Here is a 15,711-nt window from a genome sequence, read left to right on the forward strand (position 1 = left end):
GTCCCGCACGGCGGCCCGGGTGCCGTCGAGCGCCACGGCGAGGACCCTGCGACCGGCGACCGCGAGTAATCCGCGACTCGAGCCGCGGCGGACAGCTGGATCGGCCGGCTCTCCCTCCATCGACAGCTCCCAGTCGTTCCCTCGCCGGCCCGTGATCGCGGTTCGAACTCGGTGTTTCGTCGCTGCCGGGCGATGCTGGTGGGCGATCGACGATCCGACGGTCTCGAGGCCGGCGGCACCGCTCCGTGCCGACAGGTCACAGACGCACAAAAGAGCGTTCAGCGTGCGGTAACGCGGATCTGGACGGTCCCGAAGCCGGGAACGTCGAGTTCGGTCACCCGGCCGCGCAGTCGGCGGCCGAGCGCGGGCAGTCCGGTCCGAACGAGCACGGCGGTCGCCGCGAGGGCGGCGACGAACGCCGCGGCGTAGACCGGGTAGCTGGCGGCGACGAGCAGCCCCAGCATCCCGAGGACGAGGGCCAGTCCCCCCGCGATCGAGTCGGTGCCGGTGGGTTGGTCTCGAGCGATGCCGTCGGGGTTGGGTGGTGGTCCATGTGTCATCGTGATCTGTGTCCGGAGTCGGACACGAGTTGCTTCGATTGAGAGTACATTCTCATCACATATATAGTTTCACTATTCTGGTATGAATCGGCAAGTGCTACCAAGTATCGTTCATGAAAATTGGCGGTAGTGGCTTTCTATCTGTGTGTAGGTGTTCCCATGGTACCGGTAGGCAAAATAACGATCTGATTATATTATCGTTCATGGATTACTATCTAGTTACCTGATCGCGCCGTAGTGGTGCGGTTTCGACCTCGAGAACGGCGTTGACATTCCCGGCCGGCGTCCCCTGCTCGAGAGAGGGTCACCGTTCCGACGGATGCTTTCGCCTCGCTGCCGACGCCTCGAGTCACGTCTTCGGCTCCGCGCCGAGTGCGCGGGTTCGTTTGTCACCGATACTGTGCTGCCAACCACCGCTCGAGACGGTGGGCCAGATGCTATAACATTTCCCACTGATAGGAGGGGTATTTTCATAATGTGGGTGGAATGCGAATACATGCTGCCCCGTAACGGGTCGATCATCCGGAATCTCCAGGCCGCACTCGCGATAGCCGTCCTGGCCGTCGCTCTGGTGATGATAACGAACGTTCCGATCGAGTATCCCTCGGACCCAACGCTCAGTGGCGTTCCGGTCGACCTCGAACTGGTCGTTCCCGGTGCTCTCGGGGTTGCCGTACTCGTCGACACGGTTTCGGCGGGGCTCGGAATACGATCGGTCATCATTACCGGGATCGGTATCGTCACCGTCCTGTTGGCGGCTCTGAGTTGCTACACGCTCTATACCAGCACTCCGGGTATGTTCGCCGGTGGACTCTTTACGCTCTCCGCCGGAGTCCTGCTCGCACTCGTCGTCCTTGGTTTCCGGGCCGTCGATACGGTTTCCCGCCGGAAGGGGACGGGAAACGTATGATCGATCCGACCCGCCTGTCGGTTATGCTTTCGTGATTCGAGTCACGAAGGCATCGGTCCAGTTCCCATTGCTGATGCGGTCGGGTGAGGTGTTGTAGCCGTTGTGAACCTTGTGGTAGAAATACCCGCTTCCCTTTCTGTACCCGACGACGGTGACACTATGCCCGTTGAGCCATTGTTTGTCCTTGCTGTACGGACCGTTTGTCATGTTTAGCATCGGCGGGTTGTTGTTGGCGACGGCGTCTTCGATGTTCCCTTTGATCAGCCAGTGGTTGTTGTTTCCGTTGTAGGAGTACGTCCCTTCTGCGTAGTTCGAGATTCCGTTGTCGATATCGTTGAAATCCGTAATCCCATCCGAATCCGTCTTCATATCGTCGTGAAGCCTGTCGATCAGCGCCTCGCGCTCGTCCGCATCGTCCCACTCGTCGATGCCTTCGTGGTAGCCGATGGCCATCGACCCGGCAATCGGGGAACACCCGTCCCACTCGTCCCACGCATCGTCTCCGGACCCGTACTCCGTGCTACTTGCACCGCCGTCGTCATACGATTTCCAATTCGGGACCCCGGAAATAGAGTCGTCCGTCCCTCCGGACCAGTCGGGTGGCCCGTCACCTGACCCCTGTGGCGTGATCTCGCGCTCTTTCGTCCGGTCGGCGTCCCGTCCGTTCGGATTGTGGGTCGGTTTCAGGACGTCGGTGCTGTTGACGGCGGGTAGCGGGAGGATTTTACCCTTCCGTAGATCGATCATCCGCTGATCGGTCGTTTCCACGCCGAACTGGACGCCGCCGTGGTAGAGATACCGGTCAGTGACGGTAACGTCGTTCGCGCTGCCCACCTTTTTCGCCCGGCCTACGCGTTTATGCGGTGCTTTCGATCGACCGTATGCGAGTACTGGCGTCACCAACTGATCCGCATCGATGGTGATATAGCCGACGTCGTCGCCTCGATTTTCGATCGCAAAAATCCACGCACGCGGCTCGTATTCGATCGAGCTTCCGCGCTGAACCTTCCCGTAGTACAGTTGCGGTGACGTGACCCCCTGTGGTTGCCAGTCGTCGAACTCCGACCGCGGATTGAGTTGCTTGATGGCGTTTTTCGCGATCCATCGAGCTCTTTTTTCGGTCACGTACTCCGTTTCTTGTGCCGATACAGTTCCGATGGAGGCGAGGAACGTTCCGGTGATGCTTGCCGCTCCGATGCGCTTTACTGCGTTCCGCCGAGTGATGAACTTTCTATCCATCGTCGTCCCTCGCAACATGTTACCATAAAACAGTTGTGACGGAAGTAACACCAATATACATATACTATGGCGGCAAAATCAACGGGTGATTGCGATGGCTCGCTCAGAACGACAACGGGTGCTTCTCGCTTGCTCCGTTCTACAGGTGCCACATCCCGAGCATCTCGGAATGTGACTTCGTGTTCGTCCACGACCGATCGTGTAGAATAGCTGTCTCGAGCACGTCACGAAGCGTCGGTAGTCGGCGGTGGCGCCATTTGTGACTATCCGAGGCCCTTATACAGGATGGGCTGAAAGACCTGCCTATGCCAGACGGGGACTTCCTCCTGTTGAATCCCGGCCCGGTGCCGGTCGAAGACGACGTACGCGAAGCGATGGACGCCGAAATGATCTCGCATCGCTCCAGCGAGTTCGAGGCGATCTACGAGCGCGCTCAGGACGGGCTCGACTACGTGTTCGAGTGTTCGACGCTCGCGGAGGAGTCCACGTCGCAGGGAGGAACGAGCCTGATCTTCAACGGGACGGCCACCATGGGCATGGAGGCGGCCGTCGCGAACCTCGCGGGCGAGGGCGACGAGGTCGTCTCGCTGGTCAACGGGAAGTTCGGCCGGCGGTTCGCCCGGATCGCCGAACGCCACGCCGAGAGCACTCGCGTCGAGGTCGAGTGGGGCGATTCCTTCGATCTCGAGACCGTCGAGGCCGCGATTTCCGACGACACCGAAGTCGTCACGATGGTTCACAACGAGACCTCCACGGGGCTGCTCAACCCCGTCGAAGCGGTCGGCGAGATCGCCGCCGCTCACGACGCCACCTTCGTCGTCGACGGCGTCACCTCGATCGGTGGCGACGAGTTCTACGTCGACGACTGGAACGTCGATATCGCCGTGACCGACTCCCAGAAGGCGCTGGCCGCGCCGCCGGGGGTCAGCGCGATGTACGTCACCGACCGCGCGAAAGCGCGCCTCGACGGCGAGTCGGCCCCCTTCTACGAGGATCTCGAGTGGCACCTCAGGAAGGCCGAGAGCAACCAGACCCCGTTTACGAGCGCCGTGGCGCTCTTCCGTGGCCTTGCGGCCGCCGTCGAGTTCATCGAACGGGAGGGGATGCCGGAGCGGATCTCCCGCCATCGCCGTCAGTCGGCGGCCTTCCGGGAGGCCTTCCGCGCGATGGGGCTCGAGTCGTTCCCGGACGCCGAGGGGCCGACGGAGTTTTCGAACACGCTCACTGCGATCGCGCTCCCCGAGACGGTCCGCGAGGATCCCGACGCCTTCTTCGACGCCGTCGCGGACCGCAACGTCTCGATCAGCGGCGGGCAGGCCCACCTGGGCGGCGAAATATTCCGCGTCTCGAACATGGGCAACCTCGCTGACGAGCAGATCGTCCGGGGTATCCGGACCGTCGGCGAGGCGATGACCGAGGCGGGCTTCGACGCCGACGTCGATGCCGGCATCGAGACGGCCCGGGACGCCCTCGAGCAGTAAGCGGTCGGGTCGTAATTGTTAGTCGGCGCTCGATGCGATTCGCCCGGTTCCGGCGAGCGACTCCGCGTCACCGCTCGAGTCGGGCAGGTAGACGTTCCGCCCGACGACGATCCCGTCCGCGTCGTCCGCGATACCGGGACGGCGCGGTCCGTAGCCGACCGCTGGGCCGAGCGTTCGCCAGAGGGCCTCGAGCTTACAGCAGGTGAAGCCGACGACGATCAGCGCAAAGCCCGCGACCGTCGCGAGGGTGATCGACTCGCCGAGGACGACCCAGCCGGTCAGGGCCGCGACGGCCGGCGACGCGTAGCTGACGAGGCTGAGTTCCGTCGCGCCCACGCGCTCGAGCAGGACGAAGTACGCGAGAAAGCCGCCGGCGGTCGAGACGACGCCGAGGTACGCGAGCGCGCCGGCCGTCGTCGGGGTCAGGGTGGCAGCGGCGAAGCCTTCGCCGGGATGGGCGACGCTCAGGCCATGCAGAACCGCCGCGCCGACGACCATCGCCCACGTCTGTAGCGAGACGACCGGCAGCGTCCCCTGCGTGCGCTCGAGCAGGACGGAGCCGATCGCGAACGAAAGCGACGAGCCGAGCAAGAGCGCGACGCCGATCGCGTGGCCGTCGAGCGAGCCGCCCGAGGCGGCGATGACGACGATGCCGGCGAGGCCAAAGCCCAGTCCGGCGACGGCCGGGGCCCGAAGCCGTTCCAACGGAAGCAACGCGAGCGCAAGTGGCGGCGTCACGATCGGCGTCAGGCTCAACACGATCGCCGCGACGGCGCTCGAGACGTACGACTGGCCGAGAAACAGGAACGCGAAGTGGCCGCCGACGAGCAGTCCGCCGCCGATGGCGATCGTCGTCCAGTCCGCACGCGTTTGCGGTCGCCACTCGAGTCCGAGGACGGCGACGGCGGCCACGAACAGCGATGCAGCGATATCGAACCGAAGCGCCGCAAAGAGGATCGGCGGCAGCGTCGCCATGCCGATCTCGATCGCGCTGAAGGCGGTCCCCCAGGCGATCGCGAGCGCGGCGAACAACAGGATGTCCCTGTGTGAATTCATTTCTACACGAAAGGGGACGCGACTACTTGTGTGTTGGGATTCTTGGGGTATGGAGCCTGTAGACCCAGAATTTGCCGATAGGTGGTAACATTGGACACGGTGGTGTGGCTGTGTGTTACTAATTAGGATGATATACGCAGATCGGAACCGTCGAACGCGATGGCGGCACCGACAACTCGGCCACGGACTGGCCGTTCCCGCCGCCCCCGAGCGAGTCCCGGGATCGAAAGCCGATCGCGTAACTACTGGTTCGGAGTCGATGCGGAAAAGGCGGAAACGGTCGGGGCGGCGTTATTCGTCGCTCTGGACTTCGATGTCGCCACGCATTCCGCTCGTAGCGTGGGGTCGACAGACGTATTCGGCGACTTCGTCCGTGATTTCGACGTCGAGCATCTGGTCGTCGCCTTCGGGCTCGGCCGTCTGGTCGGTACTGTAGTCTCCGATGACCTCGTCGTCGCTGTCACAGATTTCGAAGTTGTGGCGGCCGCCATTACCCTCATCCCAGCCCATCGTGTAGGTCTCGCCTTTGGTGAGACCGAGGGTGGGGTTCTCCACGTCTTCGATCTTCGACGGGCTCTTGCCGTACCAGGACGTGCCGTCGGCGCGGAAGACGACGTCCTCGTCGGAGGAAATCTCGTAGACTTCGTCGCCGCCGTCGTCGCTGCTGCCGTCGTCATCGTCGCCGCCGTCGTCGCTGCTACAGCCGGCGATGAATGCAGTCGAAGCCGCCGCGCCCGTGACCTTCAGCGCTGTCCGCCGTGAAATCGGATTCTCTCGTGCCATCATCGGACCTTAGACTCGAGCACATAAAAATTGATACCTTCTACTGGCCCGATGTTATGAGACAACATAACACAACAAATGTACTGTTGGCTTCGGACACTATTCAATAATATCCGATTATGTTCGGTCAGGTCGTCAGCCGTGATCGCTCGTCCCGAGCCGGTCGGGACCGAACGAGCGTCGCAGGAACGCCGGCACGGTGACGACGGCGATCGCGATCTCGAGGCCGCCGACGACGAGGAACGCGAGGTCGTAGCCGTAGCTGCTCGCAACGGTGCCGCCGACGAGAAACCCGCCGAGGAAGCCGAGGCTGCCGGCGAAGTTGAACCCGGCCATCGCGAGGCCGCGTTCCGTGTCGGCGGCGATGTCGGTAACGAGGGCCATCGTCGCGGGCGCGACCAGCGCGCCGAGCACGCCGACGGCGACCATCGCGACGGCCGCCGACGCGACCGACGGGGCAGCGCCGACGCCGAGGATGCCGATCCCGTAACACGCCGATCCGACGACGACGGGGATCGTTCGGCCGATCCGATCCGAGAGCGCTCCCATCGGATACTGTAACAGGGCGAACGGGACGAAAAAGCACGCCAGCAGGAGGCCGGTCGCGCCGGCATCGAGGCCGAACGTCTCCTGAAAGTAGAGCGTGCCGACGAGCGCGAAAAACCCGGCCGTCATCCGGTCGACGAAACCGAAAGCGTAGGGGATCGACAGCGTCGGTCGGTTTCGAACCCCGCCGACGAGTGCCCGCGCCGTCCGCCGCTCGTCTGGGGTTCGATCCGGAACGAGCGGGACGACTGCGCCGACACAGACCAGCAACCCGGCTGCGACGAGCAACGGCGCGAGCGGATGGAGTTCGGTCAACTGGCCGCCGATCGGTGCACCGAGGGCGGCCCCGAGACCGATGGCGATCCCCGCCGCACCCATGTTTCGCCCGTGTCCCCCTTCCAGATCCATCAGCATGGTCATCGTCAGGGAGAACGCGCCGATTGTCATCGATCCCTGGAGAACCCGAAGGAGAAGGACGCCCTCGAACGGAACCGACCCGACGGCTGGCACTGCCGCCAGGGCGGCGTACCCGACTGCGCCTGCCACTGCGCCGGCGACGATAAACGGCGTTCGGCGGCCGGTCACGTCGCTTAGAACGCCCCAGACGCCGACGAAGGCGATGTAGGCGGCGAACTCGGCGACGAGAAACCACATACTCGCATCGAGCGTACTCGCGGCGAACGCCGACGTCGTCGCGTCCGCCCCCAGCGTCTCGACGAGCGTCGCGATACCGGGATAGAGCAGTAGCTGGGAGAACAACACCGCGAAGACGACCGTGGCAAGCACCAGCCGGTCACGGTCATTCGAGTGCACGACCGTCCCTTCGGACTCCCGGCGTATGAAGGCGTCCGTTTTCGTGCGACGGATCACGGGGCTTGCTCTGCACGGTCAGTAGTGTCCCATGACGCCGCGTCGGCGCGCCCGTCGCTGGGCGAGGTGGAACGCGACGTAGCCCAGTCCCGCGTATCCGACCCCGACGGCAAACAGGAGTCCCAGATCCGCGAGCGGAAACTCCCCGAGGCTCGTCCCGTCGTTCATCGCGATCAGCAGGAGTTCACTGCCCTTGACCAGCGGCAACACCGTTACCGCTGGCGTGTCGGCCGCCGGCGCGGCGATCAGGCCGACGAACGCGAACTGGACGAGCTGGAACACGTTTTCGAGCCGCTTGTACAGCAACGCGAGTCCGGCAAAGAGGAAGCCGATCCCGATCACCGACAGGAGCGCCAGCGTCGCGATCGGGACGATCGTCACGACGTCGACGACGAGCGGCTGGCCCGTGAGAACCACCATTGCGCCCAGCATGCTAAATCCCCAGAGGAAGCTCTCGAGGACGTTGACGATCGATTTGAGGACGAACACCGTTCCGAACCCGTGGGGCGACATGAACAACTGCTCGAGGGTGCCCCACTGGGCCTCGCGCGTGATGTTCCACGCGAGGCCGCTGTAGGCAGTGACCGTGAGCGTAAACAGGAAGAAGCCGACGATGAGGCCGCCAAGCGAGTCGTCGAACGCCGGCCCGCCCATCGCCTGCCCGCCGAAGAAGATCACCAGGAAGAACACGAACGTCGTCAGAAACCGGCCGAGCGTGTTCACCGGATACCGAACCAGCAGGACGAACCGTTTGACCAGTAGCTGGCGACCGAGCGCGAGCAGGTGTCGCAGTCGTCGGTCGGTGCCGGTCGGCAGGGACGACTCATTCATCGTGTTTCCCTCCGGTCGCCGAGGCCGGTTCTGGATCGGTCGTCCGCTCGGATCCGGGGTCGCCGTCGCGGATCAACTCGAGGAAGACGTCCTCCAGATCGGGTTCGATCGACGTCACGTCCTGAAGCGAACACCCCGCCTGACGCAGGATGTCAGTGAGTTCGTAAAACCCGTCGCTGTCCGCGATAACGAGTTCGATGGTGACCCGGTCGGCCGTCCGAGACCACTCGCGCACGTCGTACCGTCGCTCGAGACGGTCGCGCAGTCCGGCCGACGGCGCTTCGACGGTTACCCGATAGACTTGCGTTCGGAACAGTTCAGTGAGGTGGTCGACGGGATCGTCCGCGACGATTCGCCCGTTTTGCATGACGATGACCCGATCGCACAGCGTCTCGACGACGTCCATATCGTGGCTGCTGACGATCACCGTTCGGGACTCCCGGTCCGCCAGCCGGCGCAGTTCCGTCTGAAGGTCGCGTGAACTCTCGACGTCGAGTCCGAGCGTCGGTTCGTCGAGGATGACGACCGGCGTCTCCCGGGCGAGCGTACAGGCCAGCGATACCTTCTGTTTCATTCCGCGCGAGAGTTCGTTGACCACCGTGTCTTCCTTCGCGGCCAGATCGAGTCGCTCGAGGAGTTCGTCGTGTCGCTGGCGGCGTTCGTCGGGAACGTGACCGCTCACGGCCGCGAAAAACCGGAGGTTCTCGCGGACCGTCAGCCGCCAGTAGACGTTTCGGGCACCTTCTAGCATCGCCGCGACCGTCCGGTAGACGGACCGCGTGTTTTCCCGCACGTCGGTTCCGGCGACCCGGATCGTCCCTCGATCCGGGAGGACGAGCCCGAGGATCGACTTGATCGCCGTCGTCTTGCCGGCACCGTTCGGCCCGAGCAACCCGACCACCTCCCCGGAGTCGATGGAAACGGAGACGTCGTCGACGGCCGTAACCGCGTCCGTTCCCTCGCCGTAGGTCTTTCGCAAACCGTCGGTGTGGATTACGGGATCGACGTCCACTGACGTCGGTCGACGGGTCTCCTTCCCGTTCATCGTGTGCCAACAAACGAATAGCCGTATAATAAGGTTTTGCTGAACGACACGTTACTCATCGAGTAACCAGTTATTGGACGAACGACCCGTCGACTCGATCGATAGTGCCGGTTCGACCCGGTCTCACGGTCACGGTGTCTCGCGGATGATCGCCGGGAAATCGCGTACTGTCTGCGGTTTTTGCCGTTACTGGGACGCATATACTCTTGGAGAAGTATGCATACTAAACATGAGCGACGACGCGATCGACGGGACCGATCCCGCCCCGGACCGGTCCGAACGCGGCCTCGAGACGCGAAGCGTCCACGCCGGACAGACCCCCGATTCGGAGACGGGGGCGATGGCACCGCCGATCTACCAGACGACGTCGTACGTCTTCGACGATGCCGATACTGCCGCCGAGCGCTACGCGCTCGAGGACGACGGGTACATCTACTCCCGGATCAGCAACCCGACCACCGGCGTCCTCGAAGATCGTCTTGCCTCGCTCGAGGGCGGGACGGGTGCCGTCGTCACCGCAAGCGGTATGGCCGCGCTCGACTCGGCCGTGTTGATCCTCGCGGAAGCCGGCGACAACGTGGTCTGTTCGACCGACGCCTACGGAGGTACGACGGCCTACTTCGCAAAGACCGCCTCGCGTCGCGACATCGAAACGCGGTTCGTTCCGACCCTCGAGTACGACGCCTACGCCGAGGCTATCGACGAGGACACCGCGTTCGTCCACGTGGAGACGATCGGCAACCCCTCGCTCGTGACGCCGGACTTCGAGCGCGTCGCCGAGATCGCCCACGAGAACGGCGTGCCGCTGGTCGTCGACAACACCTTCGCGACGCCGGCGCTCTGTCGACCGCTGGACCACGGGGCCGACGTCGTCTGGGAGTCGACGACCAAGTGGCTCCACGGCTCGGGCACGACGGTCGGCGGCGTCCTCGTCGACGGCGGCTCGTTCCCGTGGGGCGAGCACGGCTACGACGAGATCGCCGGGCCGAACCACGCCTATCACGACGTCGACTTCTCGCGGGACTTCCCTGAGGCCCCCTTCGCCGCAGCCGCGCGCTACCGCTCGCTGCGCAGCCTCGGCACCCAGCAGTCCCCCTTCGACGCCTGGCAGACCCTCCAGGGACTCGAGTCGCTACCGTTGCGCGTCGAGAAACACTGTGAAAACGCCGCCGTCGTCGCCGACTACCTCGCCGACCACGAGGACGTCGCTTGGGTCACGTATCCGGGACTCGAGTCCCATCCGACCCACGACAACGCCGCTCGGTATCTGGACGATTACGGCGGGATGGTCGCGTTCGGACTCGAGGGCGGCTACGAAGCGGGGAAGACGTTCTGTGAGGAGGTCCACCTCGCGAGTTTCCTCGCGAACATCGGCGACGCGAAGACGCTGGTCATCCACCCCGCCAGCACCACCCACGGACAGCTCACCCCCGAGGAACGCGAGGACGCGGGCGTGACGGACGACTTGATCCGCATGTCGGTCGGGATCGAGGATCCCGCGGATATTTTAGCGGATCTCGAGCGGGCGATCGACGCGGCCACACGGTCGACCGGAGGGGCGGACACATGACGACCAGGAACACGGTCGACCTCGGTGCGTTCCAGTTCCTCTCGGGGGAGACGATCCCCTCGCTCGAGGTGGCTTACGAGACCTACGGCGAGTTCACCGGCGATAACGCGGTGCTGATCTGTCACGCGCTGACCGGCAGTTCCCACGTCGCGCGTCGGCCCGACGCGGGCGACGACACCGCGGGGCAGGCCCGCGCGTGGTGGGGGGACGTCGTCGGCCCCGGAAAGGCCATCGATACCGCCGAGTACTACGTCGTCTGTGCGAACGTCCCGGGGTCGTGTTACGGCACGACGGGGCCGAAAAGCGTGAACCCCGAGACCGGCGAGCCCTACGGGACCGATTTCCCGCCGGTCACGGTCGGTGACTGGACCCGCGCCCAGCGGCGGCTGCTGGACGAACTCGGCGTCGGCCGGCTCCACGCGGTCGTCGGCGGCAGCGTCGGCGGCATGAACGTCCTCGACTGGCTGCGCCGGTATCCCGACGACCTCGAGCGTGCGGCCGCCGTCGCGACCGCCGCCCGGCTCGACCCCCAGTGTCTCGCACTCGATACGGTCGCCCGGCGGGCGATCACGTCGGACCCGAACTGGAACGGCGGCCACTACTATGCCGCCGCAAACGACGAGAGCGAAGGCACGTCGGACGACGCTTCGGGACCCGAGGACGGCCTCGCTCGAGCGCGACAGATCGGCCACATCATGTACCTCTCGAAGTCGTCGATGACCCGGAAGTTCGGCCGTCGATCCGCGGGCCGGGAGACCGTTCGGGAGGAGCCGCCGGATCCCGCGGCTGCGTTCTTCCCGTACCGCGAGGTCGAGTCGTATCTGGACTATCAGGCCGAGAAGTTCGTCGACCGCTTCGACGCGAACAGCTATCTCTACCTGACCCGTGCGATGGACGATTTCGATCTGTCGGCGGGCTACGAGTCCGACGCCGACGCGCTCGCGGCCTTCGAGGGCGAGTTGCTCGTACTCTCGTTTACCGGCGACTGGCATTTCACCGTCGAACAGGCGGAGTCGCTCGCACGGGCGTGTCGGCGGGCCGACGTCGAGGTCGCCCATCACGTCGTCGAATCCGATCACGGCCACGACGCCTTTCTCGTCGAACCGGAGAAGGTGGGTCCGCCGCTGTCGGAACTGCTCGCGGTCGGACTCGCAGGTCGGACCATCACCGATACCGAGCCGTCGAACACCGACTCGTTCGCGCCGGTCCACACGAGCCTGTTTTCCGAGTGATCGGATTCGTCGCCGAACCGACGCGAGGCCGATGTAGGCGACTGAGACGTATCGGCTGGCTCGCCGTTGTTCGATTCGTCCAACCTATCCGAAAACTAGTACCTTTTTGTATGTAGTGCTCTCTGTCATATCTACGGCAATGAAACACGTAACTGGGAGTGATTCGTTGATAACGTCGAAACGTCTTGCGATGCTCGGCATGGTCGTCGTGCTGGTCGCGACGGCCGGCTGTCTGGGCTCGATCACGGGGGTGTTCTCGGACGAGGCGGCTGAACCGGCCGAACACGCCCCCGAGGGGAGTGACCTCCTCGTACACGCCGACATGGCGATGATGGAGGACGGGGACAACCAGCGGATTATGGATGCGCTGGTCCAACAGGGTGCCGACACTGACGGTCACCAGGACGCGTTCGCCGAGTTCGAGAACGAAACCGGCCTCGATCCGGAAGACGCACAGCAGGTGCTGTTCTTCGCGGACCTCAGCAAGGACAGTATGGACGAGAATGCCGGCTTCGTCGTCTACAGCGACTGGGACACCGACACCGTCATCTCGGCGGTTGAGGACGACGAGGACACCGATTACGAGCAGACGGAGTACGAAGGGGAAAGCGTCCTCTACGAACCGACCGAGGAACCCGAGTTCGGCAGCGTCATGTACGTCGGCGATCTCGGCGACGGAAAGTACGTCTTCGGCGACGAGAAAGGCGTCCGTAGCTCCCTCGCGATCGAGTACGGCGACGGGAAAGCCGTCTCCGGCGACGTCCGCGACGCCTACGACGACACGCGCGACGGACACGTGACGATGGCGGCAACTCTCCCCGACGAGACGGTACCGAACAACGACGATCCGTTCACTCCGAACGAGATCGACTTCGAACCGTTCCACAACGTGAGCACGATCACCGGCGTCTACTACACTGATGACGGCAATGCTGGCCTCGAGATGCAGCTGAACGCTGAGACCGAAGACGACGCCATCGATGTGGCCGACGTCACAGACGGGGCGATCTCGGTCGCAAGCGGATCGCTCGACGACGACGACCTGAAGGACGAACTCCGGAAGATCGAGACCGAACAGGACGGCTCGACCGTCGACGTGACCTACGAAACTAGCGTCGACAAGATCGTCGAGCTGCTCGAACGGGAAGACCTGTAGACCGACGCTCGATCGGATCGGACCGACTTTTTGTCGCGGTTCGCGTGGTGGATGTACTCATCGACTGCGAACCCGTCACCACGTTCCAGCGACCGTTTCGTGGCCCTGCCGCTGCCGTCGCTGCTGACCGTTCCGTGCGGAGAAAACCGTCCGTCGCTACCGTTGAGTCGTTAGTCCGCGGTGTTTCCGTGGCCCTGCTGGTGTCCCTGATCGTGCTCGAGCGAAACGTACTGCTCGGTGAACGCGGGATCGGCCCGTCGTCGACCGAGCCAGCGCTGGAGGTCGGCGGCGAACAGGTCGAGACCGATCGAACTGATGAACTGCCGCGAGGTCGGCGATCGGAAGACCGCGATCAGCGACCACATCGTGCCGGCCGCGAACGCGCCGACTGCCGAGAACGTCATGCCGAGCGTAAAGAACGTCGTCGCGTAGACGAATCCGATTCCCATCGAGGGGAGACTTGTTCCGAGCGGGACCCGCGCGCTAGCATCGCGAAGCGTCGGCGCGAGAAACACGATCGAGAGACCGCTGCCAACCATGAAGACGAGATCTTGCCACATCATCGTAGACACTCTTACTCGACCTTGAGTAAATAACTCTCTCGGTTGTGAAATCGGTCGTTATGCCGGAGAGTAACGCCAGAGAGAGCGTTTTCGATTACGACTGCTCGAGGATCCCGTCGGTCACCAGCGTCTCCCGAACCCCTGCCATCGAGGTAACGACGACTTGACAGTGGGGTTCGACCGCCGGTTTCGGGTCGAAGCCGATCGAGAGGCCGGCCACCTCGAGCATCGGCAGGTCGTTCGCGCCGTCCCCGACCGCGACGGTCTCCTCGATGCCGACGCCCGCGTTGTCGGCGAGGTCCGCGAGGGCATCGTCTTTGGTGCCCTCGATCAGCGGTCCCTCGACGGCCCCGGTCAGCTGGCCGTCCTCGATCGGTAGCCGATTCGAGACGATGCGATCGACCGAAACGCCCTCGCGCTCCAGTGCGGCGGCGACGCCGCGCTCGAAACCGCCCGTTACGATCGCTGTCGTGATGCCCGCGTCGTTCAACGTCTCGATAAGCTCCCCGGCACCCTCGCGGAGTTCGACCTCGGCGTAGGCGGCCTTGGCGTCTTCCTTCGGGAGACCCTCGAGCAGGGCCGCCCGCTCGCGGAGGCTCTCGGCGTAGCCGATCTCGTCGTTCATCGCGCGCTCGGTGATCTCTGCCATCTCGTCGGCGACCCCGCGGCGGTCGCCGAGCAGGACGGTCATCTCGGAGTCGGAAAGCGTCCCGTCGAAGTCGAAAGCGACGACTGTCATCGCCCGCTGGTTGTCGCGCCCCGAATAAACCAGTTCAGGTTCCGTCTTCGCTTGCACCGCAACGTTGACCCGCCATCGGCCCACATCCACCGATGACCGTGCCGGTCGGTGAGCCGTCTCGATGACGGGAGTAACTCTCGAGGTCCTCGCGCTCGCGCTGGTTCCGGCAGTCCTGTGGGGGTTCGCACCGATCTTCGACAAGCGGGGGATGGCCGCCGGCGGCGGCTCGGTGCAGGCGTCGCTGGTCGTCGTCGTCGTCGACTCGCTACTCTACTGGCTCGTCATCGCCGTTCGTCACGGACGGACGGCGTTCTCGGGGCTCTCGCTCGAGGTGTTCGTCACCTTCGCGTTCGCGGGCGTCGTCGGCACTGCGATTGGCCGCATTACGATCTTCGTCGGCGTCGACAGGGTCGGTGCGAGCATCAACAGCGCGATCCTCAGTACGCGGCCGCTGTTTGCGACCCTGATCGCGCTCGTCTTCCTCGGGGAACCGCTCGGACCCGTGACCGGCGTCGGCATCGTCGTCCTGGTGGCCGGACTGTCGATCCTGACGGTCGCGACGGGCGGCGACCTCGGCGGCTGGCAGCCCCGGGCGTTGCTGTGGCCCCTCGCCGCCGCGGCCACGTTCGCCGTCGCGAACGTCAGCCGCCGATACGGAATGCTCGCGGGATCGATCTCGGCGCTCGAGGCGGTGGCGATCAACGAGACGGCCGGCCTCGTCGTCCTGCTGGCTTACGCGATCGCAACCGGTCCTCGTGCGGTCCTCGACCGGCCGCCGGAATCCTACCGGTATTTCCTCGGCAGCGGACTGGTGACAACCGTCGCGATGCTGTCGTTGATGGCCGCGCTCGGCCTCGATGACGGTCGGATCGCGATCGTCGACCCGCTCGTCGCGACTGCACCCCTGTTTACGATCCTCTTTGCCGCCGTCTTCCTGCGCGACCTCGAGCGGGTGACGAGGGGCGTCGTATCGGGTGGGGTGCTCGTGGTCGTCGGGGCGGCACTGATCACAATCTAGGGTCGACCGACCGACGGCCGTTCCCGGATCGAACCAGAACATTCACAAGTTCATTTTCAGTACGACAAGTTAGGTTGTACAATGATCGGCATCGAACACCTCGCTCGTCCCG

15 protein-coding genes are annotated in these 15,711 nt (G+C 64.3%); 6 read left to right on the top strand and 9 right to left on the bottom strand.

The features are described 5' to 3' along the window. Positions 1-278: 278 nt before the first annotated feature. Positions 279-560, bottom strand: a complete 282-nt coding sequence (locus tag TX80_RS16655; protein ID WP_049924381.1) for a hypothetical protein — start codon at positions 558-560, stop codon at positions 279-281. Between the two features lie 400 nt (positions 561-960). Between TX80_RS16655 and TX80_RS16660 the strand changes: the two genes are divergently transcribed. Continuing rightward, on the top strand, positions 961-1,470 hold the full coding sequence (locus TX80_RS16660; protein ID WP_230198761.1) for a hypothetical protein: 510 nt from the start codon (positions 961-963) through the stop codon (positions 1,468-1,470). A 21-nt stretch (positions 1,471-1,491) separates the two neighbouring features. On the opposite strand, the gene TX80_RS16665 is transcribed toward TX80_RS16660, so the two are convergent. Then, positions 1,492-2,709: a C39 family peptidase gene (locus TX80_RS16665; protein WP_049924383.1), complete on the bottom strand. Its 1,218-nt coding sequence runs from the start codon at positions 2,707-2,709 to the stop codon at positions 1,492-1,494. A 305-nt stretch (positions 2,710-3,014) separates the two neighbouring features. On the opposite strand from TX80_RS16665, the gene TX80_RS16670 reads away from it, so the two are divergent. After that, a complete protein-coding gene (locus TX80_RS16670) occupies positions 3,015-4,190 on the top strand; it encodes a pyridoxal-phosphate-dependent aminotransferase family protein (protein ID WP_049924384.1) in 1,176 nt (391 codons plus the stop codon). Positions 4,191-4,208: 18 nt separating this feature from the next. Here TX80_RS16670 and TX80_RS16675 read toward each other — a convergent pair whose 3' ends face one another. From TX80_RS16675 to TX80_RS16695, 5 genes are all read right to left on the bottom strand, one after another. Continuing rightward, complete coding sequence (locus tag TX80_RS16675) at positions 4,209-5,246, bottom strand: DMT family transporter (RefSeq protein WP_049924385.1); 1,038 nt, start codon at positions 5,244-5,246, stop codon at positions 4,209-4,211. Between the two features lie 291 nt (positions 5,247-5,537). After that, on the bottom strand, positions 5,538-6,029 hold the full coding sequence (locus tag TX80_RS16680) for a plastocyanin/azurin family copper-binding protein (protein ID WP_049924386.1): 492 nt from the start codon (positions 6,027-6,029) through the stop codon (positions 5,538-5,540). A 135-nt stretch (positions 6,030-6,164) separates the two neighbouring features. Next, positions 6,165-7,388 (bottom strand): MFS transporter, encoded by a 1,224-nt coding sequence (locus TX80_RS16685; protein ID WP_049924541.1) that lies wholly within the window; start codon positions 7,386-7,388, stop codon positions 6,165-6,167. Positions 7,389-7,463: 75 nt separating this feature from the next. Then, positions 7,464-8,276 carry an ABC transporter gene (locus tag TX80_RS16690; RefSeq protein WP_049924387.1) on the bottom strand — a complete coding sequence of 271 codons (813 nt, stop codon included), beginning with the start codon at positions 8,274-8,276 and terminating at the stop codon, positions 7,464-7,466. Then, entirely contained in the window at positions 8,269-9,321 is a 1,053-nt protein-coding gene (locus TX80_RS16695) for an ABC transporter ATP-binding protein (protein ID WP_049924388.1), read from the bottom strand. Before TX80_RS16695 ends, TX80_RS16690 begins: the two co-directional genes overlap by 8 nt. A 229-nt stretch (positions 9,322-9,550) precedes the next feature. On the opposite strand from TX80_RS16695, the gene TX80_RS16700 reads away from it, so the two are divergent. From TX80_RS16700 to TX80_RS16710, 3 genes are all read left to right on the top strand, one after another. Then, positions 9,551-10,891, top strand: coding sequence for an O-acetylhomoserine aminocarboxypropyltransferase/cysteine synthase family protein (locus TX80_RS16700; RefSeq protein WP_049924389.1), 1,341 nt, complete (start codon positions 9,551-9,553; stop codon positions 10,889-10,891). Further along, positions 10,888-12,123, top strand: coding sequence for a homoserine O-acetyltransferase MetX (gene metX, locus TX80_RS16705; RefSeq protein ID WP_049924390.1), 1,236 nt, complete (start codon positions 10,888-10,890; stop codon positions 12,121-12,123). Before TX80_RS16700 ends, metX begins: the two co-directional genes overlap by 4 nt. A gap of 139 nt (positions 12,124-12,262) precedes the next feature. Next, positions 12,263-13,279 carry a hypothetical protein gene (locus tag TX80_RS16710; protein WP_049924391.1) on the top strand — a complete coding sequence of 339 codons (1,017 nt, stop codon included), beginning with the start codon at positions 12,263-12,265 and terminating at the stop codon, positions 13,277-13,279. 170 nt (positions 13,280-13,449) lie between these two features. Here the strand turns inward: TX80_RS16710 and TX80_RS16715 are convergent, their stop codons facing one another. Together TX80_RS16715 and serB are read right to left on the bottom strand one after the other, a co-directional pair. Continuing rightward, positions 13,450-13,842, bottom strand: a complete 393-nt coding sequence (locus tag TX80_RS16715; protein ID WP_049924392.1) for a hypothetical protein — start codon at positions 13,840-13,842, stop codon at positions 13,450-13,452. Between the two features lie 94 nt (positions 13,843-13,936). After that, on the bottom strand, positions 13,937-14,581 hold the full coding sequence (serB, locus tag TX80_RS16720; RefSeq protein WP_049924542.1) for a phosphoserine phosphatase SerB: 645 nt from the start codon (positions 14,579-14,581) through the stop codon (positions 13,937-13,939). A 121-nt stretch (positions 14,582-14,702) separates the two neighbouring features. Here serB and TX80_RS16725 point away from each other — a divergent pair, with 121 nt between their 5' ends. Then, entirely contained in the window at positions 14,703-15,599 is an 897-nt protein-coding gene (locus TX80_RS16725; RefSeq protein ID WP_049924393.1) for a DMT family transporter, read from the top strand. Positions 15,600-15,711: the final 112 nt, after the last annotated feature.

Origin of the sequence: Halopiger djelfimassiliensis (assembly GCF_000455365.1) — an archaeon.
GTDB classification, from domain to species: Archaea; Halobacteriota; Halobacteria; order Halobacteriales; family Natrialbaceae; genus Halopiger_B; species Halopiger_B djelfimassiliensis.